Origin of the sequence: Enterococcus avium ATCC 14025 (assembly GCF_000406965.1) — a bacterium.
Lineage (GTDB): Bacteria > Bacillota > Bacilli > Lactobacillales > Enterococcaceae > Enterococcus_A > Enterococcus_A avium.
The window spans coordinates 1,243,561-1,270,351 of record NZ_KE136357.1; the positions used below are offsets into that span (position 1 = coordinate 1,243,561).

Genomic DNA, 26,791 nt, shown 5'->3' on the forward strand with positions numbered 1-26,791 from the left:
GAAAGGAAGCTGTTTTAGTGACTAAAGGATTGATATTCAACATTCAGCGATATTCGGTTCATGATGGAAGCGGAATAAGGACAATTGTTTTTTTGAAAGGCTGTCCATTGTTTTGTCCGTGGTGTAGTAATCCAGAGTCACAAGGTCCTGTTCAACCAATTGAATGGCTAAAGAATGGTAAAAAAGAAATTATCGGTAACTGGATGAGTGTTGATGAAGTTACAGAGGAAGTATTAAAGGATGAAATGTTCTATCGGACTTCGACTGGTGGCGTAACATTATCTGGTGGAGAAGCACTGGTTCAGCATGATTTCATCTTTGAGCTATTGAGAGAGCTGAAGGATCATGGGATTCACACTGCGCTAGAAACTACTGGCTGTACGAAACCCAAAGTTTTAGAAAAATTATTTCCTTACTTAGATCAAGTCCTTTTCGATCTAAAAATTATGGACAACGAGCAACTTAAGAAAACGATCGGTGCAAACCTCAATTACGTCAAAGAAAACTTTCGAATGGCTTCTACTAATTCTAACGTTGAGTTGATTGCACGCGTCCCTCTCATTCCGGATCACACAACAAGTGTGGAGAACCTGAATCAAATTATGGATTTTTTATATGAATGTAGGATTGAAACGGTCCATTTGCTGCCATTTCATCAATACGGTAGTAACAAATACAACTATTTAGGCTGGAAGTATTCGATGGAAGATGCCCAAATACTCTCAGCCCAAGAGTTAGACGAAATAAAAGAGCTGTTCATTTTGAGAGGGATTCATCCAATCGTTGAAGGGCTTGCGTAAGAATCTTCGTCTACTCTTTAGCTGAAGATGTAGCTCAAAAGAATAAAAGAACAAGGAGAAAACGCATGAAGGTAAAATTTTCGCCATCATTAATGTGTATGGATCTATTGAATATTGAGAAAGAAATCAAAATTTTAGATCCAGAATCAGACTATTACCATGTAGATATTTTAGATTGGCACTACGTAAAAAATATGTCACTGGCACCTTGCTTTATGGCTGAGATAAACAAAATTTCAAAAGTTCCTCAAGATGTCCATTTATATGTAGATAATTTAGATGTAGATCTGGTTGATTTGTGTATTGATAGTGGTGCTGAAATCGTGACTATGCCGCCAGAGATCATTGAAAAGATGGCCTTTAGACTATTTAATCATATTCATCAAAGAGGTAAAAAAACCGGCATTTTCATTAATCCAGCTACACCTCTATCGGTGATCTTGCCCTATGCCAAGCATATTGATCGGCTTTTGATCATGACTGTCGATCCCGGTTTTGCTGGGCAAGCGTTCATTGATGAAACTTTAGAAAAAATAAAAGAAGCAAAAGAATGGAAAGAAAAATACGGCTATCACTATGAAATAGCGGTCGACGGCTGTTGCAATGAAAAATACTATAAACAGCTATACGATGTAGGAACTGAAGTATTCATCCTTGGCGGCAGCGGCTTGTTCAGTAAGAGTAAAGACACCAAAGAAGCCATTGCGATAGCGAAGAACTATATTGAGGAAGCGACAAAATAAGCTCACAGTTATATCATTAAGTCTTTAAAATTTAAGTTTAAGAGCAATAAAACAATTATGAAAACGAGTTAAACGAATCATTTTCCTATAATTATTAATAAAGCTTAGAAACTGAAAATATTCTTTGGTCCAATCATTAGTAAAGATGATTGGATCTTTTTTCTATTCGATTGATGATAAAATGGATTGAGGAAAAAAAGTTATAGCGGAAAAGCCATTCGGTTAATCAGGATTATTAGGATATAAAGGAAAGGGTGATAACAAGGTGGAAATTCAAATCGAAAAAATGGAAGCGTTCCGATTACTTGGGAAAGTCGAAAAACAATTTGTCAAAAATGTTCGGGCAGATGAATTTTGGAAGTGCTGCAACCAGGATGGGACTTTGGAGGAATTGATAGATTATTCCACATCGCAGAATAAGGAACTTATAGGTTTGGCGGATGGCTCTTCGTATGATGGAGCGAGCTATCAGTATTATATCGCGACTCCTTTTGATGGCGAGGAAATTCCAGAAGGCTATGTAATGAAGACGATTCCGAGAAGTACATGGTTAAAAGTTCAAAGTCCCGATGCGGATGGATTCATTGATCAGGAGATATGGTCAAAAATATATTCAGAGTTTTTCCCAACAACGACCTACGAGCCGGCTGAATATCAATTAGAGGTCTATCCAAATGGGGATATGAAAAAAGAATCTGAGGTTTGGATTGCTGTTCAAAAACGCGGGAAATAATCGTTAAAAAAGCCTCTCTGGATTATTTTTGTCCAAAGAGACTAACATATCGACGGATCACGTAATCGAAAAAGAAAGTTAAGGGGTAGGTTCCGATTTGCACATAATTTTGGCTAGTGACCTGAATGGTTTGGGTAAATAAATTTGTAAGTGTATTTTTTGTATTTTGTGTAATAAAGATCGACTGAGCGGAACTATTATTAATTAAGCGCGTCAGTTCAGGGTCCTTCGTCAGCAATGTTCCATAAGAAGAAATGAGAAGGATCAAGGCGTCCTGATTCAAGCCTTGAATTAGTTCCTTTTGCAAGGGTTCGGTTTCACCAAGATAGAGAATTTTTCCGCTGGAAAGTAAGGACATCTGGACTTCTTTAGCGATCTCCAAAGTAGCACCATAGCCCATCAAGACAACTTCGGGAGCCTCATGGATTTTTTTGAGCAGTTGATCAATTTCAGGAATATCGATGGTTTTCAGCACGTCTTGGATCGAGGTAATGATTTCCTCACTGTAGTTTTCCAGATAGGCTTGCGGGTTTCTTTGGATCAGCTGGTATTGCTGCTCATTCATCCGTAAGCCGTTGTAAGGCGGCATGCCAACCAAATGAGCCAAGGTTTTCCTCAGTTCATTAAAAGAGGAAAAATCAAAATGGCGGCTGAAACGGGTCAGCGTAGCCGGCGAGACATAGCATTTATCGGCAATTTCAGAAATCGTCAAGGATTGTACCTCTTCTGAATGAGTCAATAGGTAAATAATGATCTTAGAATAGCTGGTTTCTTTTCCATGGATATTTAAGTAGGTTAAAAAGTCTAAGATATTAGACAAGGTTAGGCACACTCCAATCAAATCAAATCGTTCATTTTCATAAACGTGAAAATAGCTAATGCAGAATGAAAATAGGTCCTATCACATGAAAATCCGCTTCGGCATTCTTATGATAAGATAAAGGAAATCAAGTATAACAATTATACAATAGACTTGAATGGAAAAGGAAGGATGAAGAGCATGAGTGGATTTCCTAAGGACTTTTTATGGGGCGGAGCAACGGCGGCCAATCAATTTGAAGGCGCTTTTTTAGAAGACGGCAAAGCTTGGTCGACCGCTGACACAGCCCGTTATATTAAAGAAAATGGTACAAATATGCATGGCATCACCAAGCCAATGACCACTGCGGATGTCAAGGCAGCGATGGCGGATAAGGAAGGGATTTATCCTAAACGGTATGGGATCGATTTTTATCATCGCTACAAAGAGGATATTGCCTTATTTGCTGAAATGGGCTTTAAAACCTTTCGATTATCGATTTCTTGGCCGCGAATTTTCCCAAATGGCGATGAAAGTGAGCCGAATGAGGCGGGATTGGCTTTTTACGATGCTGTTTTTGATGAGCTGTTGAAATATGGTATTGAACCGCTTGTTACGATTTCACATTATGAATTTCCGTTGGAATTAGCCTTCAAACAAAATGGCTGGGAGTCTCGTGAGACGATCGCGGCTTTTGAAAAGTATGCGCGGGTTCTTTTCAACCGATATAAGGACAAGGTGAAGTATTGGCTGACCTTCAATGAGATCAATATTATCGGAATGACTGGGTATTTAAGCGGCGGGATTTTGGCCGATAAAACAGACAACATGCTGCAGTCGCAATTTCAAGCGGCTCATCATCAGTTCGTTGCAAGCGCACTAGCTGTGAAGGCGTGTCATGAGATCATTCCAGATGCCAAGATCGGCTGCATGCTGGCTCGCATGGAGGCTTATCCAGATACCTGTAATCCGCTGGATGTGATGGAAAGTATTGATAGCGATCATACCAATCTATTCTATTCGGACGTTCAAATTCGCGGGTATTATCCTAGTTATATGAACAAGTTTTTCCGCGATAATAAGCTTACAATCAAAAAAGAACCCGGCGATGACGCAATTTTGCGAGAAGGCACGGTTGATTATATGTCCTTCAGTTATTATATGAGCAGTATTGCTACCCACGAAAAAGATGGAGAAGAAGTGGGAGGCAATTTACTAGGCTCTAAGAAAAATCCTTATCTAAAAGCCAGCGACTGGGGCTGGCAGATTGATCCTGTGGGTCTAAGAATCACCATGCATAAGCTGTATGATCGTTATCAAATTCCCTTATTCATTGTTGAAAATGGTCTAGGGGCGAAAGATGTTGTAGAAGAAGACGGAGCTATACATGATCCATACCGCATTGATTATCTCCGTGATCACATTAAGGAAATGGAACAGGCCATTGATGAAGGAGTCGAGCTAATGGGCTATACACCCTGGGGCTGTATCGATCTAGTCAGCGCAAGCACGAGTCAGATGTCTAAACGATATGGTTTTATATACGTTGATTTGGACGATGAAGGACATGGAACATTGAAACGTTCGAAAAAAGATTCCTTTGATTGGTATAAAAGAGTCATTGCCACAAATGGGGCGGATTTGACTTAAGTGCCATTATAAGAGAGAAAAAATAATGGAATAAGACATAATAAATAGCACGCATAGAAGATGTTGATCATTTTCTATGCGTGCTATTTTTGATGTAGAAATTAAGTTCCTTAGAAAGTTCTACAAAAACAGCGCCAGTTGTGCTTCCTCCTTTTCAGGCACTCTTGAATTAGTTCACGTTTTTTTATGAAGTTCATAAAAAGACCGTATTAATTTTGTGAATGAAGGGTTCTATACTTTGGGTGTATTAAAAATAGGAGGAACGTGTTATGACAGATTGGTTAGACATTGCAGGCAAAACGGTCATTGTTACAGGGGGATCATCAGGTATTGGAGCGAGTATCGTCACGGAATTGCTGGAGGTTGGTGTGAAGGTAGCGAACTTTGATCTTAAGGAAGGCAAGCAAACTCATGAAAATCTTCGCTTTTTTGCGACAGATATTTCATCCAAGGAACAGGTCGAGGCAAATGTAGCAAAAGTAGTAAAGGAGTTTGGAACCATTGATGGGTTGGTCAATAATGCAGGCATCAATGTACCACGATTATTAGTGGATGGAAAACAGCCCCATGGCGAATTTGAACTATCTGTAGATGTTTTTGACAAAATTTGCGGGATTAATCAAAAAGGCCTCTTTTTAATGAGTCAAGCAGTTGCTAGAATCATGGTAGAAAAGAAATCAGGTGTGATTATCAATATGTCTTCAGAAAGCGGATTGGAAGGCTCTGAAGGTCAAAGTGCTTATGCGGCAACCAAGGCTGCAGTGAACAGCTACACTCGTTCATGGGCGAAGGAGCTGGGCAAACAGGGAATACGTGTGGTCGGGATTGCTCCAGGGATCATGGAGGAAACAGGCTTACGAACTCTCTCGTATGAAACAGCCTTGGCTTATACTCGCGGAATCACCGTTGATGAATTACGTCAAAATTATAGTAAAACCACCACAATACCATTAGGAAGAAGCGGCAAGTTAAGTGAAGTGGCAGATCTAGTATGCTACTATCTATCTGACCGAGCAAGTTATATCACTGGTGTTACAACCAATGTCGCAGGTGGTAAAACAAGAGGCTAAGGTGAAAGCGGGGTAATATGATGGCGTTGGTGAACCGTTGGTATCAAGTATTGCAGCATTTTATTACTCAAGATCGACTAACTCTAGAGGAGCTAGAGCTGATTACCAATACAACTTCACAAACAGTCAAAAAGACGATTCAATTACTAAATGAGCAAATGGAACATGTAGGGAAAATCGTGGAAGTCTCAGGTGTTTATCAGCTGAAGGTGATTGATTCAAAGCAATTTGAGGTAGTGATGAACGGCAGCTTAAAGCAACAGATGGATTTTAATTCAAGCAGTAAACGCATGGCGGTCTTAATTGATTGTTTTATGAAACGACAGGATTACGTGATGATTGATGATTTGTCAGAACTTCTGGGGGTCAGTCGTTCAACGGTAAATAAGGACCTGCGGAATTTGAAGCAGCTGCTGCAGGAATTTAACATTTCATTAATTGGAACCCCTAACAAAGGACTGCTGCTGCAAGGACAAGAAGCGGATCTGCGGATGCTGTACTTGCATCATGCCTATGATTATTTAGAATATCTCAGCTTAAGTGAGACGATTTTATTAGTAATCGAAGAAATATCAATCACGAAGAAGCTGGATTTTCGCACTGCCGGCTTATGGAAAAAAGTCATTGGTTTAACCTTGGATCGGATTCAAGAGGGGAATACATTACCGACTGCGATTCCGTATTACGTAAATTATTTCAGTGATGATGCACAAGTAGAAGAGCTGCGGGTGACGATTGAAGAAAGCTACAGCGTGACCTTAAGCCAGTTTGAATTTGACTTTCTGTGCTTTCCTTTGAATATTTTCAACAACAACATAGTGGATGAAGAAGTAGCGGACAATTCAATTGTTCATCAGCTGTTTAAAAGCATGATGACGACCATTCACGAGTCAGTCATTATCGCTATTGATGAAGATCAGCTATTTAAAAATTTGCGAGCTCATTTTATGTTTTTAATTAATCGAATTATTTTTCGCGTACAGACAGCTGATATCTTTGGACGTGATTTTCGTACAAAGCACGCATTTGCTTGTGAATTAGCAGAGATCGGTATTCGTGCGTTGGCAGATGTTTTGAACAAGCCGCAGTGTAGCGCAGAAATTCCTTATTTGGCCATTTATTATGAGTTAGCACTTAAGGCAGATACCAGCGGGAAATTTAAAGAAATTGCGATTGTCTGCAATACCGGAAAAGGAACGGCTTTGATGCTGAAGCGTCAGCTAGGCAATGTACTGGGGCCGAATATTCGGATCGCTCATTATTCAGAGGAAGAATATCAAACGAAGGATTTGAATCGCTATTTTGCTATTTTTACAACGATTCCGCTAAATAAAACCAGCGTTCCTACGACGCTGATTAAGCTGACGGATCTTTTTAATGATAATTGGCTTTTAGGCGAGTGGAAGCGGATTATTGCATCAAAAGCGGCTTCATTTGAGAACATTCATTTTAATTTTAAGACACTGGACAGTCAAAAATCATATGAAGAGAACTTATTGCTAATGCTGAATCAGCTTGAAGCTGAAAAGTGGATCGATGGCGCCTTTAAATCCTATATCCTGCAGAAATCGCAGGAGGAGTCGGCGGTCATTGAAAACGGGATTGCGTTTCCTCATGGTATTAATAATCAAAGTGATCAGATTATTGCCTTTATTGGTTCGTATCCTGAAAAACCGTCAATCGAAGAAATTGAGCTGGTCTTTTTAGTCGCTATTCCAGTCGATTTAACGATGGAGGCCGAAGACGAGCTGTTGAGTTTCTACGATACCATTTTTACCATATCTTCCAGTCCGAGCCTGCGTAAAAAGGTAAAGGAAGTCGTTTCTAAGGAAGAATATACACAGCTATTAACGAAAGGGGAAGTCTAAGATGAATATCTTTTTTTTAGGCGCTATTGCTCTTGTTGCTTACATTGTTCAGACATTTTTAGGCTTAAAGCAAATTAAAAATTTCAATATGGTATATGGACGGATGCGAAGAAGAGGCAAGGTGGCTATCGGCAGACGACCGGGAAAGATTGCTTCAGGGACACTTCTTTTGTTTGCTGTAGATACGACAGGAAAAATCGGAGAGGCAGAGATGATGCAAGGAACATCAATCTTGGCTCGCTTCAAACCTCGCCCGCAATTCATCGGCTTGGATATTCATGAGCTATCTGCGGATCATCCAGTCTTATTGAAGGAAAATAAATTGACTCGTCAAGCCGCGATGAACGCGCAAAAAGTCTATTTGGAAGTTGAAAAGGGCAATTATCAAGAAAGTCAGCCAGTTTCACCAGCGATGAACGTAGGGCTGAAAGTAACGATGCTAAAACAAGCAATTCAGACAAAATTTACTAAAAGGAGTGTATAAAAATGGATTTTCTAATTAAATTCGCAGAAGGCTTCATGGGCCTTTTCCAAACAGGTGCTGAAACATTTATCAGCTGGATGACGGGGATCGTCCCGGTTGTCTTACTATTAATGGTGGCAATGAATACTCTAATTGCCTTTCTAGGAGAAGAACGAGTAACAAAGGTCGCGCAGGCTTCTTCTAAAAATCCCTTTACCCGCTATTTGATTTTACCGTTTCTGTCAGCCTTCATGCTGGGGAACCCGATGTCCTTTACGATGGCTCGTTTCTTACCAGAGTACTATAAACCAAGCTACTACGCGTCGCAAGCACAGTTCTGTCACACAAGCAACGGAGTTTTTCCTCATATTAATCCTGGCGAACTGTTCGTATGGATGGGGATCGCTCAAGGGATTACGGCACTAGGCTTGAATTCAATGGAACTAGCGATTCGTTATATGCTGGTAGGAGTTGTTATGAACTTTATTGGCGGCTGGGTCACAGACTTTACGACAGCTTTTGTTTGCAAGCAGCAAGGCATTGAGCTGAGTAAAGACGTACGAACAGTAGAGTAGAGGAGGAAAAGGAATGACTTACAAGAGTATCAAGATTGTTAAAGGCAACGGCGGATTTGGCGGACCATTAGTCATTACACCGACAGAAGAAAAGCATAAATTTATTTACGTAACCGGCGGCGGTGAAAAACCGGCAATTGTTGACAAAATTGTTGAACTGAGTGGTATGGAGCCAGTTAACGGCTTTAAAACTTCGATCCCAGATGATGAAATTGCCTTAGCGATTATTGATTGCGGTGGAACCTTACGTTGCGGGATTTATCCAAAGAAAAATATTCCAACTGTCAACATTGTACCGACGGGTAAAAGCGGTCCATTGGCACAATATATTACAGAAGAAATCTATGTGTCCGCAGTTGGAATAGATCAGATCACGTTAGCTGATGAAAGTGAAGCAGTCGTTGCGCCGACTGAAGCGCCAAAGGAAGAAAAGAAATTCAAGTACTCTACAGATAAAAAGATCACGGAACAGCGAGCAGAGCAGCAAAGCTTTATCGCTAAGATTGGCATGGGAGCCGGAAAAGTAGTTGCCACCTTCAACCAGTCTGCTCGTGAAGGAGTTCAAACCATGATCAATACGGTCATTCCTTTCATGGCCTTCGTATCATTGTTAATCGGGATTATTCAAGGTTCAGGAATTGGCACAGTTTTCGCCAATATGATGAAGCCATTGGCAGGTAACGTGATTGGCTTGATCATTATCGGTTTTATCTGCTCGCTGCCATTTCTGTCACCATTACTAGGACCAGGAGCAGTAATCAGTCAGATTCTAGGAACTCTGATTGGTGTAGAAATCGGCAAAGGCAATATTCCGCCGCAGCTGGCGTTACCAGCATTGTTTGCGATCAACACGCAAAATGCCGCAGACTTTATTCCGGTTGGTTTAGGTCTAGAGGAAGCAGAAGCAGAAACTGTTGAAGTCGGAGTACCATCCGTTTTGTATTCCCGTTTCTTAAATGGGGTGCCTCGCGTATTAGTAGCGTGGCTGGCAAGTTTCGGTATGTACAGTTAAACTAGAGGTAAAAGTAGTTGTTGGGAGAGATGAAAAGATGATTTTTGAGACGCACGTAACGAACATTGGACCAGAGGCAGAGATGTTTCAGGCTGAAAAAATGCTGATTTTTTTCGGGGATGAAGCTCCTGAGACGCTGGCTGATTATTGCTACAACATTGAGCTAAAGGCTTCAACCGGTGATATTTTGCCAGGCATGACCTTTGGCTTTAACGATCAGACGTATAAGATCACAGCCGTTGGAGATGTGGTTAAGAAGAATTTAGACGATTTAGGGCATATCACCGTGCGTTTTGATGGTGCCGCAGAAGCAGAGCTTCCAGGAACATTATATGTAGAAGAAAAGAACCTGCCTGATATTCAAATCGGAACGAAAATCAGTATTTATTAACAGCGAATTTTCTTGGCAAGTATCACTAACGTGGTACTTGCCAAGATTTTTTTTCAGCAAAAATGGAACAAGCAAGACAGAACATGTCATGGGAATAAAAATGACTACGACAAATGGCATATCGACAGAAAAACTTGATATATCAATATTTATAACAGTTTTCAACACTTAAACAGCAATGAAAATAGAAGAAGAAATGTAGCTTTTGACTCGCTATCAGCAAATTAATCGTTGATAAACTTTCTAATTTAGAATGATTTCATTTATTTTTAGTAAATCAAGACTCAAAATTTATTATTTTTAATCGATAATGACGTTTCTAAGGTAGGGAAATGAAACATAATAGAATTGAAATAAATCCACACAAAAAAATTAGAAAAAATGAACGAAATCGATAGATGATTAATGGAGGGATAGAAATGAGAATATTAGTACTGACCAAAAATATTTTTCATGAGTTAGAATTACAACGAGAATTACAGGTTTTAAATCACGAGGTATTCGTGACAAGAAATGAACGGAATAACTCCTTATTGGCTAATTGCGGAAGTGTCTTTGATTGTCTATTTTTGAGCGAAACATTATCGGAAAAGGAATTCTTAACCATAGTGAAGGAATCCTCTTCTTTATTTGATGGGCAAATTATTCGCATAAATGTTGAAGAGGGACAGCAAATTCCCGCATCAAAGGAAAAGTTGGACGTCTTGTATGTTGATCGATCTTTTGTAGAAATTAGGGAGCTTTTGGATATCCTAAACACTAAAAATGATGAACACTTAATGGCAACCTCGATAGAAGAATTCAATCGAAAATTAAGCAAGCAAGAGCAATTGTTTTTTGAGAATCTGCAGGAAGGAAAAACAATTGCCAGAGAGGACATGTGCTGGTTAATTTGGGGAGAAGATGAATCAAGCTCAAGAAAATCACAGCTATCTAACTTAGCCAAAAAGATCAATCGAAAACTAGATGAGTGCAACTACACAGACAAAAGAATCAAGACCTATTGGGGAAAAGGCTACATTCTGCAGTAGTCTGTTAAAGTAGTAGAAATTTATAGCTAAAAGCGAAGTTGTGACAGAAGTGGTCAGCTTCAAGAAATAAGAAGGAATTTTCGAAAATTGTTTTTCAAATTTTTATAAAGCGTCGGAAAAAGGCACTGTGACAAGAATCCTGCCACAGTACCTTTTTTAGTTGATGTATTGGGAATAGCATTATTTTTCCAGAGCTAATTGACGTTGAGACCAAGTGTGATGGAATGCAATGACGATAAGTGCAGCAGCTACTAATACGATGGCTCCTACGAGCTTGATGAACAAATCATCGATCAGCGGCAACGAACCCTGCATCGCATTGGTCATACAGTGAAACATGACACACAACCACGTGCTTTTCGTCACCCGACGAATAGCCGCCATTGCAAAAGAGGCACCGATGGCGTAGAAGGAGAAGGATAGCAAGTTGCTGGAATTTTGCGATGTACCGACGATCAAAAAGAGTGGCAAATGCCATGCGACCCAAATCAGCGAGGTAATAAGTGTTGCAGGGATGAAAGAGAATTTCTTCTCAAGCGTCGGCTGTAAATAGTTGCGCCAGCCAAGCTCTTCTGATCCGCCAACGAAAAAGAATAAGGGAGAAATCAGTAGCGTCATCCAGATGGGGAAGCGTTCAGCAGCGGCAGTCCCACCAGAAAATGGGCTAACCTCAGTCGCGATGCCTCCCAGCAAAGCAGGTACCGCAAAAAATAGCACTACGAATAACACAAGCAGACCATAATAGACAGGCTTTTGTTTGATGTCAAAAGATGATTTAGCAAATTTCTTCAGTGAATAATCGGTTTGCTCCCGGCGGAATGCAAAAAAGGCAGCGATTGCCGGACAATTTGCGGCAAGAACAACAAGGATAACAGAAAAGGACTCGCCATAATTAAACCAGCCAAGCTCCTGCGCCAGCAGAATAATCCCCCACAATAAATACGGAACTAAGAATACCAACAATAAATAGACCTTCAAACCACTTTGATTACTTTTCATTTGATAACCCTCCATTTTTTCGTTTTGATACATCGCCGCTCAGTAGGAGAACGGTAGATAAGTATAAAGTTGTCACCAATTTATCAGGATCAAGCTGCATCGCATTTTCATAGGCTTCACCGATTTTGTAGTGACGAGCTAAGATCAAATCCCGTATCATTCCATCAAAAGCAGTTCCCATAAATAATAGAAGATCTTCAATGGACGTTTTTGGTTGAAAATAACCTGCTTGAATTTTTTCTGCTAACCAGCCGAAACATTTTTCTTGAAAAATCGTCTCCTGTGCTCCTAGACGATTTTCAGATCTGAAATGCTCCAGACGTTCCAAATCGTTAGCATACATATTTGTGACCTCAAAATAAATTTTTCCTGCGCCGACATAGTTTTTCAGTACCTCATTTTGCCAAAGCCGAAATAGCTGCTCCAATGTTTGTTCAGGGACAAGCTCTAAAGACAAAATAGCGTTCACCTCTTGCTCCATATCACAGGCCGGACATTCACGATTGATCAGGGCGATCAAAATATCATCTAATCCTGAATAATAGCGATAAATGCCACCTTGACTTAACCCGCTTTTTTGGATAATGTCCCGTAATGAAACGGAGTAAATAGGCTTTTCCATCACTACCTGATAAGCCGCATCCAGAATTTCGTCTCTCTTTTTCTTAAAATAATCTTCACTCACTTTTGGCATGCTGCTTCCTCCTTATGTCTACCTATAAAAATAAATGACACACTGTTCACTTTAGATGATAGCAGTGCGAACATTAGGTGTCAACATAAAAATGACAATGTGTTCATTTTTATTCGATCAATAGGGGTTACCACATTGAAAGAGGTGGGTAAATGGTTCAGTCACAGCTTTGATTTATTCAAAATGCTAAATAAAAGAAAAAATATTGAGAACCAAAAGAAAGAAACGAAATGCTATCATTTAATGAGAAATATTTTTCGGTTACAGTGTTCATATAAATGATCCCGTTAATTTTTTGTGAGAATTTCTTTGAGCCACGAAAGAAAAGGAGCGTTATCAAGAAGGGGTTGGTGAAATTGGATTATAAAAGAATGTATGGCATTCATTATGAGGCGGAAGTGGGAGGCTACATTTCAGGAACTTATCTTCAGAACCGAAAGAATTATGTCCATTTAACTGAATTGTATCCTAGTCAATTTCCAGAAGATAAGATACCCGTACCAGTGCTTCAGATTGCTAGTATAATGATGTTCGATTCTTTAGTGCGAGCACAGAAAAATTTAGAAAAATATGCTAAATACGCAAATGTGACGGATGCGGACAAGCTAGAAGTAAGAGAGCTGAACTATCAAGAGATTGAGCTAATCAATAGATGTCGCGTATTCATGGAGGAACGAAAAAGAGCGCGCTCTTATGCGGAACGCTTCAAAAACGAAAAGTTAAAATGCCCTTATTGCGGAAATACTAATATTGCGGAGATGGTGGTAGGGGAAAAAACGTTCCAATTAATGGATAAGCACAAAACAACTCAGGTTGATGAACGCTTTCAAAAAGAACTCAGTGTTTATTGCAATAAGTGCGCGACTCAGATACGATAGACGAGTGCAAATTAGAATAGGCAAAGAAGAAGTATCCAGCAGCGATACTTCTTCTTTTTTAGTGCTGAACTTAGTGGATAGTTTAATTTTGGTGATTTTGAAAAGGACTCACACCAGTTTAAATTTCGTCCACGGGTTCAAATAATTGATGAGGGCAATTTCATCTTTTGAAATTCTTCCAATTTTATTTTTACGGTCATCCTTATGCGGTGTTAATACGATCTGCAATTCATTTTTGTAAATTCCAAAGCGGTCGTTTCCGATTAAAATATCGCCAAATTCAAATGTCATGTCGTTGTCATGAGGAGGATTCGCTTCGTTTTTATAAATAACACGTGACTGTGTAGAGCGAGCGACAAGGGCATTCGTATCGCCACGGCGAAAATGCTGCTGCTCACAAGCGATTTTTCGTTCCAATTCTGTTGTCTCCGCTAAAAAATCCACCTTCAATTGAAGCTGATAACGATCTAGTTCTGCCAGTGCCTTCAATTCCTCTTCAGTAGCATAGGCATTTCCAATGATGACATCATCAATGAGGCCAGTGGCGAATAATTTTTTTGCCTGTACCTCGATTGGCAAATAACGATCACTTTCCAAAGTAGGCAAGCCATCATTCACATTCCAAGGACCTTGTTCTCCATATTGGCTGGCTACGAAGGCGGCGGTATGAATGCCATTCTTCTTAAATCGTTCGCTGCATTCTAGGAAAAACTCTTCTGTTAAGCCAGTTCCCACCTGTGGGTAAAAATTGTGACAGCCGAATAAATATGGTTTATTGGCTTGATAACTCAAAATATTCTCAAGGTAAGCGACATCATTGCTCATGTTCAATTCGATGATGAGTCCATAAGGATTATAGCTTATCAGTGCTTCGGTATTTCCATCAAATCCTTGATCTAAACGAATCCCATCCACGCCTAATTCCGCAAAAAAGCGCAGATCCTGATAGCTGATCCCCAGTTTTTCAAAGATGCGAGGAGAGATATCGATGATGGTTAAATAGCCTAAATCCTTCGCCACAGCAATGATCCTGCTGAATTTTTGTTTGGTGGCAAGGATGTCGTCCGCTTCAAGCATACTCATGAAAAGTCGAGAATATCCGTATTTTTTCCCCAGTTCTAAATAGTCTTTGTCTTTTGAAAAATCACTATGGTCTGGATAAATGGAAAGTCCTAATTGTCTAAATGTCATGGTTTATTCTCCTTTGTAATAAAGTACCCCAGAAGCATTTGTACCAACTAAAGGGATCAACGCCACTTCGGGATAGTTATGTTTGATTGTTTGTTCAAAGCTATCTTTGAGCACTTGATTGTTTGTTAAAACGGAACCTGTAATAGCAATTTTACTTTGATTTGCGCTCGGACCTATTTGATCAAGGATTGCCAAAACCTGAAGGCCTAAACATTTTCCGCAACGCTTTAAAATCTTTTGGAAGGCTTGGTTTTTAGTGCCGTGTTCTGCAAATGCTTTTCCAAAAGCCGCCAAATCATTGCGAGGAAGACGATTGAACAGCTGAACAGCTTCAAATACATTTTCTACGCCAATTATTGGCAAAATTAGTTTTGTTAAATCACCGATGATTCCACGATCCGCTTCTCCCAGCATTCCTTTAAACGCCTGACGCACCAAATCATAGGCGCTGCCCTGATCCCCTAATAAATGTCCCCAGCCGCCAGCTCGATAGGCTGTTTGATTGAATTGGCCTAAGACAATCGAACCTGTTCCAGCGATGACCAAGATTCCGTCTGTTCCCTGTAATCCTTTCAGCATTGCCAGTTCAGCATCGGATAAGACGACTGCTGGACGATGAAATGCCCGTTCAATAAATTCTGCGATTTCTTTTTGGTTTCCAGCACTTTGACTACCGGCTACACCAGCTAAAATTAGCTCACAATTAGCTATCGGCAATTTATCGAATAATTCTGTTAAAACGCTCTCAATATTTTGTTTCGTCTGCTTGAAATCGACCAAACTATTTCCTGGTTCAGCCTTTCTTTCAGCCAGTAATTCTCCTGTTTCAGAGTAAGCCTGAGCGGTGATGACTGTTCCACCGCTGTCTATTCCTATTCTATAATACATAGATTTTTTCCTCCAAAATACTTGACATGGAATAAAAATACGTTTACATTGTATCTGAAATGAAATTTTATTTCAAGTTTTGTGAAGAAATGAAATCGAATTTCTAAAAAAGGGGAGAAAAAAGAAAGATTGAAGGAGGTCAGTTAGTAAAGATAGAACATTATGGGAGGAACAAGGATGCCGATTTTTGCCAAAATTCAGGAACAACAAGAGGCGTTTTCAAAATCAGAATTAAAAATCGCGCAGTTTATTTTGGACCAACCGCAGGATGTGTTGGAAATGACTGCTCAACAATTAGCCAGAGCAGCTGATTCCAGCAGTGCCGCTGTTATCCGTTTGTGTAAGCGGTTAAAAGTCTATGGTTTCCCGCAGCTTAAAATAGAATTATCCGCGGATTTAAGCGGGGGAGAACTTAGTCGGAAAATACAGCCAGAAGTACGTGAAAATGAAGAAATCAGCTCCATCAAAGAACGCTTACTAGTGAATACTCAAAATTCTTTAGCTGAAACGGTTGAAGAAATAGACGATGATCAAATCCATCAGCTTAGCCAAATAGTTGCTCGTTCAAGACGGTTACTTGTTTTAGGTATCGGTGTTTCTAATCTAGTAGCTCAAGATATTGCCCAAAAGTGGGGAAGTGTTGGCACTATTGTTATCGCTTTTAATAATGTGAATGATCTATTGCCGATAGTAGCAAATGCTGGAATTGAGGATTCCCTGTGGGTAGTAGACAATTCAGGAGAAACCCCAGAAGCAATATATGCAGCTCAAATCGCTAAAGAACGAAAGGTTCCAATCATTACGATGACTAAAAAGGGCAGCAATACCATCTCTGAGCTAGGTGATGTGGAAATTCATACGAGCCAGCCGATCGAATTACCGGGAAGAATTGCTGCGACGGATTCCTTACTATTACAGTTTATGGCTATTGATATTATCTTTTATGATTTTGTGAGTCGGAATTACGAATCAAGCATTTCTCAGTTGAATCAATCAGCGAAATTTGTGAAGGACTACAAGAACCATTTCTATAAAAATAAATGATACAAACAATCTATTGTTAAAAAAGGAGAAGTACCATGGATAAATTCATGAAGATTATTGAAGAAAAACTTGTGCCGCCAATGTCTAAACTAGGGACACAACGGCATCTATTAGCCATTCGTAATGGTGTAGTGTCGACGTTGTCGCTCATTTTAATCGGTAGTTTCTTTCTTATTTTTGTAAATATTCCTTATAAACCATTAGCTGACTTATTAGCCCCATATAGCGCAACGATTGCTTTGCCATTTCGGATGACCATGGGCTTGATGGCGATCTATGCGACCTTTATCATGGGGTCTGATCTTGCCAAATCCTACAAGCTCGATCCAACAACCGGCGGGGTATTGTCGCTAGGTGCATTTTTCATGCTGCAAATGCCTGTGAATGTGACCACGCCTGCTGACGCACCATTAGGCTTTGTTTTACCGATGGCATCATTGGGAGCTTCTGGGATGTTCTCAGGAATCTTAGCAATGATCTTTTCTGTTGAAATTTATCGCTTTTTCACCAAAAAGAAAATCACGATCAAAATGCCCGAACAAGTACCACCAGCAGTTGCCCGGTCGTTTGAAGCCTTGATTCCGGGGGCAGTCGTTTTGATCACATTGTGGATCATCCGCGATATCATTGGCTTTGATGTGAATTCGGCTTTAATGGCAATGTTTAAACCAATTACTGGATTACTTGGAAACAACTTATTTGGTGCCTTACTGCCAATGTTCTTTATCCATTTATTGTGGTCGTTTGGGATTCACGGGATGAGTATTGTCGGCTCTGTTATCCGTCCAATTTGGCTAGTGATGTTAGACGACAATGCTAAAGCGTTAGCATCAGGAACATCGGCTACAAAGCTTCCTTATATCGCACCAGAACAATTTTATCAATGGACAGTGACGATTGGTGGAGCAGGTGCGACCATAGTTGTTGCCGCATTATTCCTGTTCATTTGTAAATCAAAATTTCTAAAAGAAGTCGGACGCTTCACCTTGATTCCTGGGATTTTCAATATCAATGAACCAATGATGTTCGGAGCCCCAATGATTTTGAATCCATATATGTTCATTCCGTTTAATCTAGTTCCGTTAGTATTGACGACAATTTCCTATTCAGCTATTAAGCTGGGGATCGTCAACGGCTTTACGACGTATCAGGCATGGACGCTTCCAGCTCCAATTGGTGGGTTCTTGAGTGCCGGGAATGATTGGCGCGTCGTGGTGTTGATTGTTGTGAACCTCCTTGTCGCAGGAATTATTTACTATCCTTTCGTAAAAGCCTATGACAAGAAGATGGTCCAAGATGAAATGGCGCAGGTAGAAGCAAGCGCTGCAGAATAAGTTTTAAAAGAGAGGGTGGGAAACGATGTACTGGATCGCTGTATTCGCATTTTTCTTCATTGTATTAACTGTGAGTCAATTTTTATTAAATAATTTAAAGAAAACAGGCATTCGAATTCATCGTTGGATTTGGGCTTTTGCTTCCTTTCTAATTATGATTCTTCCAAATGTTTTATTGCCAAATTTATCTGAGCAGGTAAATATCTTCCTGTATGCATTGTGCGCAGTTTTTGCGGTCAATTTTATGATCGAGCAGAGAAAGTATGTAGAAGCGATGAATAGTCGATACCCTACTCAAGCAAAAACGAAATAGAGCTTAAATCAGGCAGTATGCTTTCTGCTTTTCGATTCATTAGAAAAAGATTCTAATGAAAAATAAACCGGAAACAAGTGACAACCGAGTCTTTCGGTTTTGCTTGCTTCCGGTTTTTTGAATTCTTCTCTTAAATCACCGTTTTCTGCAATTCAGTAAAGCTTTCCACCGTTTTGATCTGTTCACTGCCTCGTTCCCATTGATATTCTTTACAGTCGATGCCTGTTGCTCCCTTGACCATATTCTTAAAATGACCAACCTTATCCATATTATTCAAATGGAATCGTTTGTTGCCCCAGACACCGTAGATATCGTTAGCAGTTCCTGATGCCTGCGGTTGATAATAAATAAACATACCAAATTCATTCCTTTCATTCGTTATTGTGCTAGTGTCAATGGCTTCTAATTTATTCGGATTTTGTTTTTTAATGGCATTGTAGGTAGGCACTAACATACTTAGATAATGTTGATACCCACTTGCGGCATAATCAGCCTTCGCACCGCCAACTCTGAACAAGCCTTTACAAAAATCCTCTATCGTACTTTTTCCTTCGACCTTATAAATCCCATTTCTATTAGATAAAAGAAAGGCATAGGCGCTGAAATAGTCATCCAAAGTATTGAAATGGACATAATACCCACCTTCATTTGTCGGTTTCGCACTCCCTCGTCGTATACGTATTCCTAAGTCGGGTGGGGCGGTGAATGGTTCAGAAATTCCGCTCCAATTGTTATCAATACTCCCGACAATGGATATGTTGGGATCGCCCCAATGACTTTCGATAAACATTTGAGCGATTAAAAAACTTGGTTTCAACTGATATTTTTTGGAATGTTGAATAATCCGGTTAATATTCTGTTCAGAAATAGTTTTACCAGCATTAACCAGTGAACCTGAATTGTAATCTGCTGACATGATTAATCACCTCTTCATTATTATAGGGGAATATAGGTGCACTTATGTTGCCGAAAAAAAGACATAAAAAAGAAGAAAACAGAGTAAAAGCAGACAGGGCAACTGACTTAAAAATCTTCCCACAAACAATAAAGGGCAAGAAAATCTGATCATCGATTTTCTTGCCTTTTTTCACAAGTTTAATTTAATTTACTCTGCGATGTGTACGAGATATCCGCTTCAACGTAAGGATGAATTTTTATTTGAGAACACTGTTTTATTAAGTCACTCTCCACCAAATCCTCGAAACAAATAAACACCCAAAACCGCATTAAACCCCATCGCCGCAATCACACTGAACCGTTCAGGGATACCGAAGTATTGGATTGGCACTACGTTGATACCAATGGCTCCGGTGACCATAAGTAAAAGTGCAGCAGCGGCCCAGATTTCTAATGAACGATAGTGATTACTACGAAAGCTGCCAATCGTAATAGTCAGTAGGGACGTGATCGAAAGGACCACGACTAAGACGGTCACGACGACATGCATGACATCTTGGAAGGTTCCAGCAAAACCACTGTCAGTTAAGGGAAACATGGTATATCCCACTGCGGATAACCACATCATTACCGCAAATAGATAAATCCGATGCGTATGGATTTGCTCAATCTCCCTTGAATATAGACGCACACGAGCATGACACACACGACACTGCCGACGCCAGATAGGGAAGAGAGCTGGTTCCACAAAATTCTGGAAGGCGAATTATCTGCGCTTAAGTCACTGACCGCCTGTGCCATCCAGTTGTATCCGGGATAAGCTAGCGGACTGAAAACCAACGCTGCGATGTAGGATAAGAAGCTAACCATGCCAAATAATCCTAGCCATTGAATTAGGTTTCTTTTCTTATCCATGGGCATTCGCTCCTGTTCGATAACATTCATTGAATTGGCGAATATGCTGCTCCAGCATTATCAACGCTTCCGGCTCTCTTTCTGGTTGCCGATCGCAAATCGTCAGCAGCAAATGAATCGGCGCGTAAAATTGCAACGCCATAATCTTAGGATCATTTGGCTGCATGACACCTGCTTGCGTCAGCATCGAAAATAGCATTCCTTGATAAGAAAGCGGATCGTCTGCGTATTGCTTCGTGAACATTGCGGCCAGCTCACTGTTTTGAAACTGCTCGATCGTCAACAGTTTGCGGAAATTGGCGGCGTAATCATTATGTAAAAAGAAAGCAAAGAGCTTATTGCCGATCTCTACAAGCTGTTCTTCAGACATCGTTTCGAAAGCACCCGCATCTGTTTTACCATCGTGTCCATTCATCTGCAACGCCGCCATATTTGTTTCGTAACGAGTATTCATTGCTTGTACAACGGCATCGAATATTTCCTTTTTGTTCTTATAATGCTTATACAAAGACGGTGCCTTAATTCCGACTGCCCGTGCGATCTCTTCGACATTGACCGCATCGTAGCCCTTTTTAGCAAAAAGGTGAGAGGCTTCTGCGATTATTCGTTCTTTTGTAGAAAGGTTGCTCATGGTCTGCACTCCTTTTGGCTAATGTTTATTAGCTTTTCTTTCATCTTAGATAAAAGTTATTAGCCTGTCAATTGAATTCTTTTTTTAGCATACCGAAATAATCCCGCGCCTTCAGCCTTTTTTAGTAGTACATTACCTCTGGTGTTGAGCTTAGACAATGAATTAAATGCTTAAATCTCATGATTGAAAAGCTGCATAAAAGTGATTGCTTAAAGATGTACAGATTAACTAATTAAACGGCTATTTTTTAATTAGGATCACTTCGTTTTGCGCCGCACTTCCAATTAAAAGCCCAACAAATTATCCGAAAATTTCGCGGATAGTTTGTTGGGCTTTTTTGATTACTCAACCAGTTTTTGAATAGGGATATACATCTCGGTTAAATACTCATTTTCTGGCTGCTTTTCGTCGTTTAAATAATGGTAGTAGATACCACCGAGCGCTTCATAACCATTTTCAGGTATCCATTTCATAAGGGCTTCAAGTGTGGGATCTTGTTGTTCATAAGGCCCTCGATCAATTGTCACAGCGATTGTGCGAATCGGATGGGTCAGAGTATGCAGCTCGTTCTGTGCTTTGAGAGGTTTCGGAGTGGCAAAACCGATTTCTACATCTAAAGCTTTCAGATCAACATTATGAAAGCAGACGATGGGTCCGCTGCTGGGGAATGCCTCGTTTTCTTCAATTAGCTTAAGAATTCTGCCGATGGCTTCTCCCATAAATTCTGCGTACTCTTCGAAAAAATTGATCGTTTTACGATGCGTCAGCATGTGCTGTTCAGGTAATTGTTTGACCATAATATCAGCTATTTTTGTCATGATAGAATCCTCTTTTCAGTTGTATTTAAAAGAAGCATAACAAATTCGTCGACGCTGGGCTTGTTCTCCAGTGCTCAGTTTGTTTTCAGTCCTAGGAATCGATACACCAAACAAATTCCTGTCGCTAAAATCGTGCTGCTGAGCGCTTAAATTGGTCATTCATCACTGTTTAATAGAACCAGTAAGACTAGGCAGAGAAGTAATAAGTGAAAGTCATGACAAAGAGGTTGGCGCCATACTTTTCTTATGGAGGTACCAATACCTCTTTGTTTTCTTGTTTTAAACCGCAGTAGATTGGCTTTCATCTAAATCTTTGTCCTTTGGCAGGATGTCGTTGGGAAGGGAGTCCAAGATATCCTGAACACTGGGAATCTCGTATCCTTCAGGTTTTTCTTCTGACCAGGACTTGCCGCCATCGGTTGAATACAGTGTTTTTCCGTCTTCTGATTGTTTGGTGATCACTGATTTCACATTCTCTTCAAAGCCTTCAGGGGCTTGATCTGACCAAGTTTTCCCGCCATCCGTGGAATATTGGATTTTCCCATCGTTGATTTTCATCGAGACGCCGCCTTCAACGGGAACGGTAAAGCCGTTTTCGAGCCAGTCTTCGATTTCTGTTAGCGGATCTGACCAGGTTTTCCCTCCATCTTCAGAATATTTCCATTGATTTTCGTTTGGATCAAAGGTGGAGACTTTTTTTCCGTCAGTGCTTTTCCAAGTCAGCTTCCCATTTTTATCGACTACCACACCGTCTGGTTTTTTCTCCGTCCAGGTTTTTCCTCCATCAGAGGAGAAGGTCCATTTCCCGTCTTCCTGCTTCATAATTGTACTGTTTCCCTTTTGGTCACTGAAGGGGAATTTAAAGGTGTTTTTAGCGGAGGTGATGGTTTCTGATTTGGAGTTTTGGTAGCGTAAACGCCCGTCTTCGTCTTCATAAATGCCATCGGGCGGTGTAGTGGACCATGAGAGACCTTCATCAGAAGAAAACTCCCAGCGTCCATTATTGCGCCTGATTTTGACATCGTCTACCGTTGTTTTTTTGTTGCGTTTACTTGGAAAGGTAACTTCTGTTTGACTATTGATCTTCGTTTCAGTTATGGCTTTTCCAATATTGTAGGAGACAACTGAAAGTCCGATCAATATCGCGAATACGACTACTCTTACTGTAAAAGGAATATCTCGTAGAATAGTGGACCAGGTTGTTTTAGTTGAATTGTTGGGAATTTTCCTATTTTTCATATGCACGACCTCATTTCTATTTTATATAGTCACTATAATTGGCGAACCTATAATGAAGCTGTAATCGAAAAAAGGGTGTATTTTTTTATAATTAGTCAAAAAAGTCTTTAGTATTTGTAAAAATTCTTTCATTACGTGTGTTATGTTTAGCGATTCAAGCTTCATTAGAGGTTCATCCTTTATAATTGAAAAGAGCATTGAGAAGGTTGGTCCGACTTTTTGCAGAAAAAGAGGAAGAAGGAGGACGTTAAATGAAACTTTTACTAGTTGAAGACGAAGCGATGTTAGCGGAAGCAACTGCTCAAATTTTAAAGAAGCAAGGCTACTTGGTCGATATTGCAGAAGAAGGCGAATATGGACTGGATTGTTTGCTTTCAGGCGTATACGATTTAGCGATTTTAGATATTATGCTGCCAAACAAAGACGGCTTGACGATTTTAAAGGAAGCAAGGGAGGCGGGTATTGATATTCCGATCCTGATGCTGACGGCAAAAGGCGAGTTGGATGATCGGGTTGACGGTCTGAATAGCGGGGCGGACGATTATTTGTGCAAACCATTCCAATACCAAGAATTGCTGGCTCGACTGAAGGCATTAGGCAGGCGAAAAGGCGAATTTAAAATCGATGGTCTGCTTTCCTTTGGTGATTTTGAACTGAATCCTTACAATTTGCAGTTAAAAACGCAGATGGGAGAGCGGAATTTAACAAAAAAAGAAGCGAATATTTTGGAAATTCTAGTAGCCAATTACCCTCAATTGACCTCGAAGGATCGAATGATTGAAAAGGTTTGGAGCTACGATTCGGAGGCTGAATACAATCATGTTGAGATGCATGTATCCCTTTTGAGAAAGAAGCTGCGCCAAGTAGAGAGTGTCGCTCAGATCAAGGTCGTTCGAAATTTAGGCTATCGCTTAGAATTTACGCAAGGTGAAGACGATGATTAAGCAATTTAGAAAACGCCTGATCGTAATGACGACTGGCTTTGTGACGCTTATCCTAGTTGCGGCCTTTGCGACGATTTTTTTAACGACCTATTTGAAGCAAAAATCGGATAATTATGAGAAATTGAACCAAGCCGAGCAGCTGCGGATCACGGGCGGCAAGGTCAGCTTCGATGAGAAGAACGCGGATACGATGGAAATTAGTCGCATCGTGACAGGGGCAGGCGTTTATTTCAATATGCTGGTAGACAAATCCGGCAAGCCGTTTATGATAGATTCTGCCTTGAAGCTTTCGAAAAAGCAATACAATCAGGCCGCAAAATATGCCTGGAAAAATCGTGAGGGCGGGGTCATAAAAATGAACGGGCGGGAATGGCAATATGTTGTGGCACCTGCCATTGCCAATTTTGATTATGGCGATAGCGATCAAAATCAAGCTGATCAGAAGAAGGACGAAACGTATCTCATGCGCTTTTTAGATATTACCGATTCGAAGAAAAGCGTAGCTTCTCTGGGAACCACCTTGATCGTTGTCGGACTAGGATTGATCATCTTCTTCTTTTTAGTGATTGCTTTCTTTACGAATCGCGCGTTACGTCCGATGGAAGAGGCTTGGAAAAAGCAAAAGCAGTTTATCGCCGATGCTTCTCATGAATTGAAGACACCGCTAAGCATTGTTTCAACGAATGTTGATGTTCTGTATGCGAGTCAGGAGGATACTATCAAAGATCAGTTGAAATGGCTGGATAATATTTCCCGCGGCACGAAACGAATGAATGGACTCGTCAATAAATTGCTTACCGTAGCGAGGGCCGATAGCGGATTTGAACAACTGAACGTGTCGAATGTTCAAGTGGATCAGCTGCTTACAAATACGCTAGCCAATTATGAAACTAAATTCGAAGAGAAACAGGTGACAGTCAATAAAAATATAACGAAAGTTATGATAAAAACGGATGAAATCTTACTTCAGCAGCTTTTCGATATTTTTATTGATAATGCCAGCAAATATACAAACGAAAAGGGTGGGTTAGATGTTTCGCTAGAAGCTAAAGGACGTGAGGGGATCATCATTTTTCAGAATACCGGTGTTGGCATCTCCGAAGAAGACCTACCCAAAATTTTTGATCGCTTTTACCGTACCAATGAGGTTCGCCAAAAATACGAGGGCAGCTATGGCTTAGGCTTATCCATTGCCCAAGGGATCATTGAGCAATTGGGTGGAACCATCAATGTCGAAAGCACAATAAATGAGGTGACTAAGTTTACGATTCGTCTGCCTTTAAAGAAACAATTCTCGACTAATAAATAACTGTCCTGCATGTTTAGCAGACTTTGATTGAACACTCGCCTATGATTGGCGGGTGTTTTTGTTTTCGAAAGCCAAGCCTTAATCAATCTTCTTTTTTGATCTGTCATCAGTGGTAATTGATCAGAAAATATTCGGACAATAATTTCAGCCAAACAGCCAAATAGTAATTCCTTTCATGAAAAAGTCTATTGATTATAGGTTCATTATAGCTAGGTACTGTATAGTAGCTTTCACAATAGTAACTTTCATATCAGAGGCATTACAGAAATGGAGGTGAAAGAAATGCTGATGCGTTCTCTCGTACTGTCATTGATTCTCACCATAGTTGTTAACATGCTTTTTTCTGACCGACACAATGATACCAAATAGGAGATTGGAGTTGGGTGCTATTTTGCTCTATTTTTAAATGAAAAATTCGGACTACGTTTTTCTTTTACATGTTCTATTAAATTACTACTTCAGCTACTATTTTAGTTGGTTTAATAGTGACAAATGCTCCTTTTTTTTCGCCAAGTAAACGGCGACGGACTATAAAGTTGAAAAGTCTATTCATTGGAACCGATGAATAGACTTTTTGTACTTAAAGGGAGTATAAAATTTTTACATAAATAAATCACTTTACAGCAGGAATATCCATGTCCGGCTTCACGAACTAGCTTTTCTACGCAAGCTACGCATACAGTTACTGCTAAACTTCATTAAGCAGAACTAGCATATCGGCAATAAGCAAAAATATTTCGAAATTTGAGAAACACCGAGTAGGTACCAATCAACATCAGTTCTCTTCATTCACTGTGTTTCTTGGCAATTTAGAAATATTTTGGTCTTATTGCTGAGACACACAGTGATTGCTTGCAGAGCTGATGTGGAACAGTACCTACCTGGTGCTCAAAAGCTGAGCGAGTTTGCGAAGCCTTTCTTGACATTAAAGGAAGTATAACATTTTAAGCGGTCAAAGGATTGATACATCAATCTTTTGACCGCTTTTCATCTGGTCTTTTTCCTATTAAACTGGAGATATGAAACCCAATATTTTACACGCCATTTTCTTTGATGAATATCAAAACTGGGAGAAATTCAATCAAAGGTACACAAGAAGGATTCGATCCGTTGTGAAAAGAGAAGTGAAGAAGTTTCGCGATTGTGGTGACCTTAAAAAAGGTTATCGTCTATTTGTCTGTGAAGGATGCCATGATGTAAAGAAAGTGGCTTTTCGTTGTAAAGGGAAATTTTGTCCAACTTGTGCAACTGGGGAAAGTCAACGGTGGGCAGAGGTTGCGGCGAATGATCTGTTTACAGTGACGCATCGACACGTCATCTTCACGATCGATGAAGGTTTACGTGAGATTTTTCTGAAGGAGAAGTATCGTAAGGAGCTTTTAAAAGGATTAATGGATGAAGCTGCACGGATACTATTAGATTTTTTTAGAAAGCACCATATACAAGCTGGGGTTGTGGCAACACTCCACACCTTCGGTTCTCAGCTAGAATACAATCCGCATGTTCATTTAGTCGTCACCATGGGTGGACTGACGAAGGATGGAAAATGGAAGGACTATGAC

The 26,791-nt window shown here is 40.2% G+C and carries 29 protein-coding genes; 18 read left to right on the forward strand and 11 right to left on the reverse strand.

Translation table 11 applies throughout. The features are described from left to right. The first annotated feature begins 17 nt into the window (after positions 1-17). The 3 genes from OMU_RS05910 to OMU_RS05920 all read left to right on the forward strand — a co-directional run bounded on the left by OMU_RS05910 (position 18) and on the right by OMU_RS05920 (position 2,276). Positions 18-800, forward strand: coding sequence for a glycyl-radical enzyme activating protein (locus OMU_RS05910; RefSeq protein WP_016179057.1), 783 nt, complete (start codon positions 18-20; stop codon positions 798-800). A 65-nt stretch (positions 801-865) separates the two neighbouring features. Then, positions 866-1,543, forward strand: a complete 678-nt coding sequence (alsE, locus tag OMU_RS05915; protein ID WP_016179058.1) for a D-allulose 6-phosphate 3-epimerase — start codon at positions 866-868, stop codon at positions 1,541-1,543. Between the two features lie 265 nt (positions 1,544-1,808). Further along, complete coding sequence (locus OMU_RS05920; protein WP_016179059.1) at positions 1,809-2,276, forward strand: GyrI-like domain-containing protein; 468 nt, start codon at positions 1,809-1,811, stop codon at positions 2,274-2,276. 22 nt (positions 2,277-2,298) lie between these two features. Here the strand turns inward: OMU_RS05920 and OMU_RS05925 are convergent, their stop codons facing one another. Next, a complete protein-coding gene (locus OMU_RS05925; protein WP_016179060.1) occupies positions 2,299-3,096 on the reverse strand; it encodes a MurR/RpiR family transcriptional regulator in 798 nt (265 codons plus the stop codon). A 180-nt stretch (positions 3,097-3,276) separates the two neighbouring features. Here OMU_RS05925 and OMU_RS05930 point away from each other — a divergent pair, with 180 nt between their 5' ends. The 8 genes from OMU_RS05930 to OMU_RS05965 all read left to right on the forward strand — a co-directional run bounded on the left by OMU_RS05930 (position 3,277) and on the right by OMU_RS05965 (position 11,135). Continuing rightward, entirely contained in the window at positions 3,277-4,725 is a 1,449-nt protein-coding gene (locus tag OMU_RS05930) for a glycoside hydrolase family 1 protein (protein WP_016179061.1), read from the forward strand. Between the two features lie 269 nt (positions 4,726-4,994). Next, positions 4,995-5,795: an SDR family oxidoreductase gene (locus tag OMU_RS05935; RefSeq protein WP_016179062.1), complete on the forward strand. Its 801-nt coding sequence runs from the start codon at positions 4,995-4,997 to the stop codon at positions 5,793-5,795. A gap of 20 nt (positions 5,796-5,815) precedes the next feature. Beyond that, the gene (locus OMU_RS05940; protein ID WP_034875964.1) at positions 5,816-7,663 is read left to right on the forward strand and encodes a BglG family transcription antiterminator; all 1,848 of its coding nucleotides are present in this window, start codon (positions 5,816-5,818) and stop codon (positions 7,661-7,663) included. Position 7,664: 1 nt separating this feature from the next. Then, complete coding sequence (locus OMU_RS05945) at positions 7,665-8,147, forward strand: transcriptional regulator GutM (RefSeq protein ID WP_016179064.1); 483 nt, start codon at positions 7,665-7,667, stop codon at positions 8,145-8,147. Between the two features lie 2 nt (positions 8,148-8,149). Beyond that, complete coding sequence (gene srlA / locus OMU_RS05950) at positions 8,150-8,701, forward strand: PTS glucitol/sorbitol transporter subunit IIC (protein WP_016179065.1); 552 nt, start codon at positions 8,150-8,152, stop codon at positions 8,699-8,701. Between the two features lie 13 nt (positions 8,702-8,714). Beyond that, the gene (srlE, locus tag OMU_RS05955) at positions 8,715-9,713 is read left to right on the forward strand and encodes a PTS glucitol/sorbitol transporter subunit IIB (protein WP_016179066.1); all 999 of its coding nucleotides are present in this window, start codon (positions 8,715-8,717) and stop codon (positions 9,711-9,713) included. Positions 9,714-9,750: 37 nt separating this feature from the next. Next, positions 9,751-10,104, forward strand: a complete 354-nt coding sequence (locus tag OMU_RS05960; RefSeq protein WP_016179067.1) for a PTS glucitol/sorbitol transporter subunit IIA — start codon at positions 9,751-9,753, stop codon at positions 10,102-10,104. Positions 10,105-10,523: 419 nt separating this feature from the next. Continuing rightward, positions 10,524-11,135: a helix-turn-helix domain-containing protein gene (locus OMU_RS05965; RefSeq protein ID WP_016179068.1), complete on the forward strand. Its 612-nt coding sequence runs from the start codon at positions 10,524-10,526 to the stop codon at positions 11,133-11,135. 180 nt (positions 11,136-11,315) lie between these two features. On the opposite strand, the gene OMU_RS05970 is transcribed toward OMU_RS05965, so the two are convergent. Continuing rightward, positions 11,316-12,134, reverse strand: coding sequence for a CPBP family intramembrane glutamic endopeptidase (locus tag OMU_RS05970; protein ID WP_016179069.1), 819 nt, complete (start codon positions 12,132-12,134; stop codon positions 11,316-11,318). Continuing rightward, positions 12,124-12,828 (reverse strand): TetR/AcrR family transcriptional regulator, encoded by a 705-nt coding sequence (locus OMU_RS05975; RefSeq protein ID WP_016179070.1) that lies wholly within the window; start codon positions 12,826-12,828, stop codon positions 12,124-12,126. The genes OMU_RS05970 and OMU_RS05975 overlap by 11 nt, the downstream gene beginning before the upstream one ends. A 350-nt stretch (positions 12,829-13,178) precedes the next feature. Here OMU_RS05975 and OMU_RS05980 point away from each other — a divergent pair, with 350 nt between their 5' ends. Further along, positions 13,179-13,706 carry a hypothetical protein gene (locus OMU_RS05980; RefSeq protein ID WP_016179071.1) on the forward strand — a complete coding sequence of 176 codons (528 nt, stop codon included), beginning with the start codon at positions 13,179-13,181 and terminating at the stop codon, positions 13,704-13,706. Between the two features lie 108 nt (positions 13,707-13,814). On the opposite strand, the gene OMU_RS05985 is transcribed toward OMU_RS05980, so the two are convergent. Together OMU_RS05985 and OMU_RS05990 are read right to left on the reverse strand one after the other, a co-directional pair. After that, on the reverse strand, positions 13,815-14,897 hold the full coding sequence (locus OMU_RS05985) for a DUF871 domain-containing protein (RefSeq protein ID WP_016179072.1): 1,083 nt from the start codon (positions 14,895-14,897) through the stop codon (positions 13,815-13,817). A 3-nt stretch (positions 14,898-14,900) separates the two neighbouring features. Further along, a complete protein-coding gene (locus OMU_RS05990; RefSeq protein ID WP_016179073.1) occupies positions 14,901-15,785 on the reverse strand; it encodes a BadF/BadG/BcrA/BcrD ATPase family protein in 885 nt (294 codons plus the stop codon). Between the two features lie 177 nt (positions 15,786-15,962). Between OMU_RS05990 and OMU_RS05995 the strand changes: the two genes are divergently transcribed. From OMU_RS05995 to OMU_RS06005, 3 genes are read left to right on the forward strand one after another with little or no spacing between them, the layout of a single operon-like run. Next, positions 15,963-16,829 (forward strand): MurR/RpiR family transcriptional regulator, encoded by an 867-nt coding sequence (locus OMU_RS05995; protein WP_016179074.1) that lies wholly within the window; start codon positions 15,963-15,965, stop codon positions 16,827-16,829. Positions 16,830-16,864: 35 nt separating this feature from the next. Continuing rightward, positions 16,865-18,163 (forward strand): PTS sugar transporter subunit IIC, encoded by a 1,299-nt coding sequence (locus tag OMU_RS06000; protein WP_016179075.1) that lies wholly within the window; start codon positions 16,865-16,867, stop codon positions 18,161-18,163. Positions 18,164-18,188: 25 nt separating this feature from the next. Further along, on the forward strand, positions 18,189-18,476 hold the full coding sequence (locus tag OMU_RS06005; protein ID WP_016179076.1) for a hypothetical protein: 288 nt from the start codon (positions 18,189-18,191) through the stop codon (positions 18,474-18,476). A gap of 130 nt (positions 18,477-18,606) precedes the next feature. On the opposite strand, the gene OMU_RS06010 is transcribed toward OMU_RS06005, so the two are convergent. From OMU_RS06010 to OMU_RS06035, 6 genes are all read right to left on the reverse strand, one after another. Then, positions 18,607-19,392 (reverse strand): glucosaminidase domain-containing protein, encoded by a 786-nt coding sequence (locus OMU_RS06010; protein WP_016179077.1) that lies wholly within the window; start codon positions 19,390-19,392, stop codon positions 18,607-18,609. Between the two features lie 264 nt (positions 19,393-19,656). Beyond that, complete coding sequence (locus OMU_RS23875; protein ID WP_256277620.1) at positions 19,657-19,971, reverse strand: hypothetical protein; 315 nt, start codon at positions 19,969-19,971, stop codon at positions 19,657-19,659. A gap of 29 nt (positions 19,972-20,000) precedes the next feature. Next, on the reverse strand, positions 20,001-20,288 hold the full coding sequence (locus OMU_RS23880) for a DUF998 domain-containing protein (protein WP_016179079.1): 288 nt from the start codon (positions 20,286-20,288) through the stop codon (positions 20,001-20,003). After that, positions 20,281-20,919 (reverse strand): TetR/AcrR family transcriptional regulator, encoded by a 639-nt coding sequence (locus OMU_RS06025; RefSeq protein ID WP_016179080.1) that lies wholly within the window; start codon positions 20,917-20,919, stop codon positions 20,281-20,283. The genes OMU_RS23880 and OMU_RS06025 overlap by 8 nt, the downstream gene beginning before the upstream one ends. 341 nt (positions 20,920-21,260) lie before the next feature. Next, a complete protein-coding gene (locus tag OMU_RS06030; protein WP_016179081.1) occupies positions 21,261-21,737 on the reverse strand; it encodes a GyrI-like domain-containing protein in 477 nt (158 codons plus the stop codon). A 279-nt stretch (positions 21,738-22,016) separates the two neighbouring features. After that, positions 22,017-22,976, reverse strand: a complete 960-nt coding sequence (locus OMU_RS06035) for a WD40/YVTN/BNR-like repeat-containing protein (RefSeq protein ID WP_016179082.1) — start codon at positions 22,974-22,976, stop codon at positions 22,017-22,019. Between the two features lie 251 nt (positions 22,977-23,227). Between OMU_RS06035 and OMU_RS06040 the strand changes: the two genes are divergently transcribed. The 3 genes from OMU_RS06040 to OMU_RS06050 all read left to right on the forward strand — a co-directional run. After that, positions 23,228-23,920: a response regulator transcription factor gene (locus OMU_RS06040; protein WP_016179083.1), complete on the forward strand. Its 693-nt coding sequence runs from the start codon at positions 23,228-23,230 to the stop codon at positions 23,918-23,920. Continuing rightward, positions 23,913-25,229, forward strand: a complete 1,317-nt coding sequence (locus OMU_RS06045) for a sensor histidine kinase (RefSeq protein WP_016179084.1) — start codon at positions 23,913-23,915, stop codon at positions 25,227-25,229. The genes OMU_RS06040 and OMU_RS06045 overlap by 8 nt, the downstream gene beginning before the upstream one ends. A 1,019-nt stretch (positions 25,230-26,248) precedes the next feature. Next, on the forward strand, positions 26,249-26,791 hold a 543-nt coding region (locus OMU_RS06050; RefSeq protein WP_040005607.1), incomplete at its 3' end, for an IS91 family transposase.

Bases quoted from the DNA above. Each gene is read 5' to 3' on its own strand.
- OMU_RS23880 (WP_016179079.1), bottom strand. From the start codon at position 20,288: ATGGATAAGAAAAGAAACCTAATTCAATGGCTAGGATTATTTGGCATG.
- srlA (WP_016179065.1), top strand. From the start codon at position 8,150: ATGGATTTTCTAATTAAATTCGCAGAAGGCTTCATGGGCCTTTTCCAA.
- OMU_RS06010 (WP_016179077.1), bottom strand. From the start codon at position 19,392: ATGTCAGCAGATTACAATTCAGGTTCACTGGTTAATGCTGGTAAAACT.
- OMU_RS06025 (WP_016179080.1), bottom strand. From the start codon at position 20,919: ATGAGCAACCTTTCTACAAAAGAACGAATAATCGCAGAAGCCTCTCAC.
- OMU_RS06005 (WP_016179076.1), top strand. From the start codon at position 18,189: ATGTACTGGATCGCTGTATTCGCATTTTTCTTCATTGTATTAACTGTG.
- OMU_RS05965 (WP_016179068.1), top strand. From the start codon at position 10,524: ATGAGAATATTAGTACTGACCAAAAATATTTTTCATGAGTTAGAATTA.
- OMU_RS23875 (WP_256277620.1), bottom strand. From the start codon at position 19,971: ATGTTTCCCTTAACTGACAGTGGTTTTGCTGGAACCTTCCAAGATGTC.
- OMU_RS05975 (WP_016179070.1), bottom strand. From the start codon at position 12,828: ATGCCAAAAGTGAGTGAAGATTATTTTAAGAAAAAGAGAGACGAAATT.
- srlE (WP_016179066.1), top strand. From the start codon at position 8,715: ATGACTTACAAGAGTATCAAGATTGTTAAAGGCAACGGCGGATTTGGC.
- OMU_RS05990 (WP_016179073.1), bottom strand. From the start codon at position 15,785: ATGTATTATAGAATAGGAATAGACAGCGGTGGAACAGTCATCACCGCT.
- OMU_RS05935 (WP_016179062.1), top strand. From the start codon at position 4,995: ATGACAGATTGGTTAGACATTGCAGGCAAAACGGTCATTGTTACAGGG.
- OMU_RS06000 (WP_016179075.1), top strand. From the start codon at position 16,865: ATGGATAAATTCATGAAGATTATTGAAGAAAAACTTGTGCCGCCAATG.
- OMU_RS05945 (WP_016179064.1), top strand. From the start codon at position 7,665: ATGAATATCTTTTTTTTAGGCGCTATTGCTCTTGTTGCTTACATTGTT.
- OMU_RS05930 (WP_016179061.1), top strand. From the start codon at position 3,277: ATGAGTGGATTTCCTAAGGACTTTTTATGGGGCGGAGCAACGGCGGCC.
- OMU_RS06030 (WP_016179081.1), bottom strand. From the start codon at position 21,737: ATGACAAAAATAGCTGATATTATGGTCAAACAATTACCTGAACAGCAC.
- OMU_RS05960 (WP_016179067.1), top strand. From the start codon at position 9,751: ATGATTTTTGAGACGCACGTAACGAACATTGGACCAGAGGCAGAGATG.
- OMU_RS05985 (WP_016179072.1), bottom strand. From the start codon at position 14,897: ATGACATTTAGACAATTAGGACTTTCCATTTATCCAGACCATAGTGAT.
- OMU_RS06045 (WP_016179084.1), top strand. From the start codon at position 23,913: ATGATTAAGCAATTTAGAAAACGCCTGATCGTAATGACGACTGGCTTT.
- OMU_RS05970 (WP_016179069.1), bottom strand. From the start codon at position 12,134: ATGAAAAGTAATCAAAGTGGTTTGAAGGTCTATTTATTGTTGGTATTC.
- OMU_RS06035 (WP_016179082.1), bottom strand. From the start codon at position 22,976: ATGAAAAATAGGAAAATTCCCAACAATTCAACTAAAACAACCTGGTCC.
- OMU_RS05940 (WP_034875964.1), top strand. From the start codon at position 5,816: ATGGCGTTGGTGAACCGTTGGTATCAAGTATTGCAGCATTTTATTACT.
- OMU_RS05995 (WP_016179074.1), top strand. From the start codon at position 15,963: ATGCCGATTTTTGCCAAAATTCAGGAACAACAAGAGGCGTTTTCAAAA.
- OMU_RS06040 (WP_016179083.1), top strand. From the start codon at position 23,228: ATGAAACTTTTACTAGTTGAAGACGAAGCGATGTTAGCGGAAGCAACT.
- alsE (WP_016179058.1), top strand. From the start codon at position 866: ATGAAGGTAAAATTTTCGCCATCATTAATGTGTATGGATCTATTGAAT.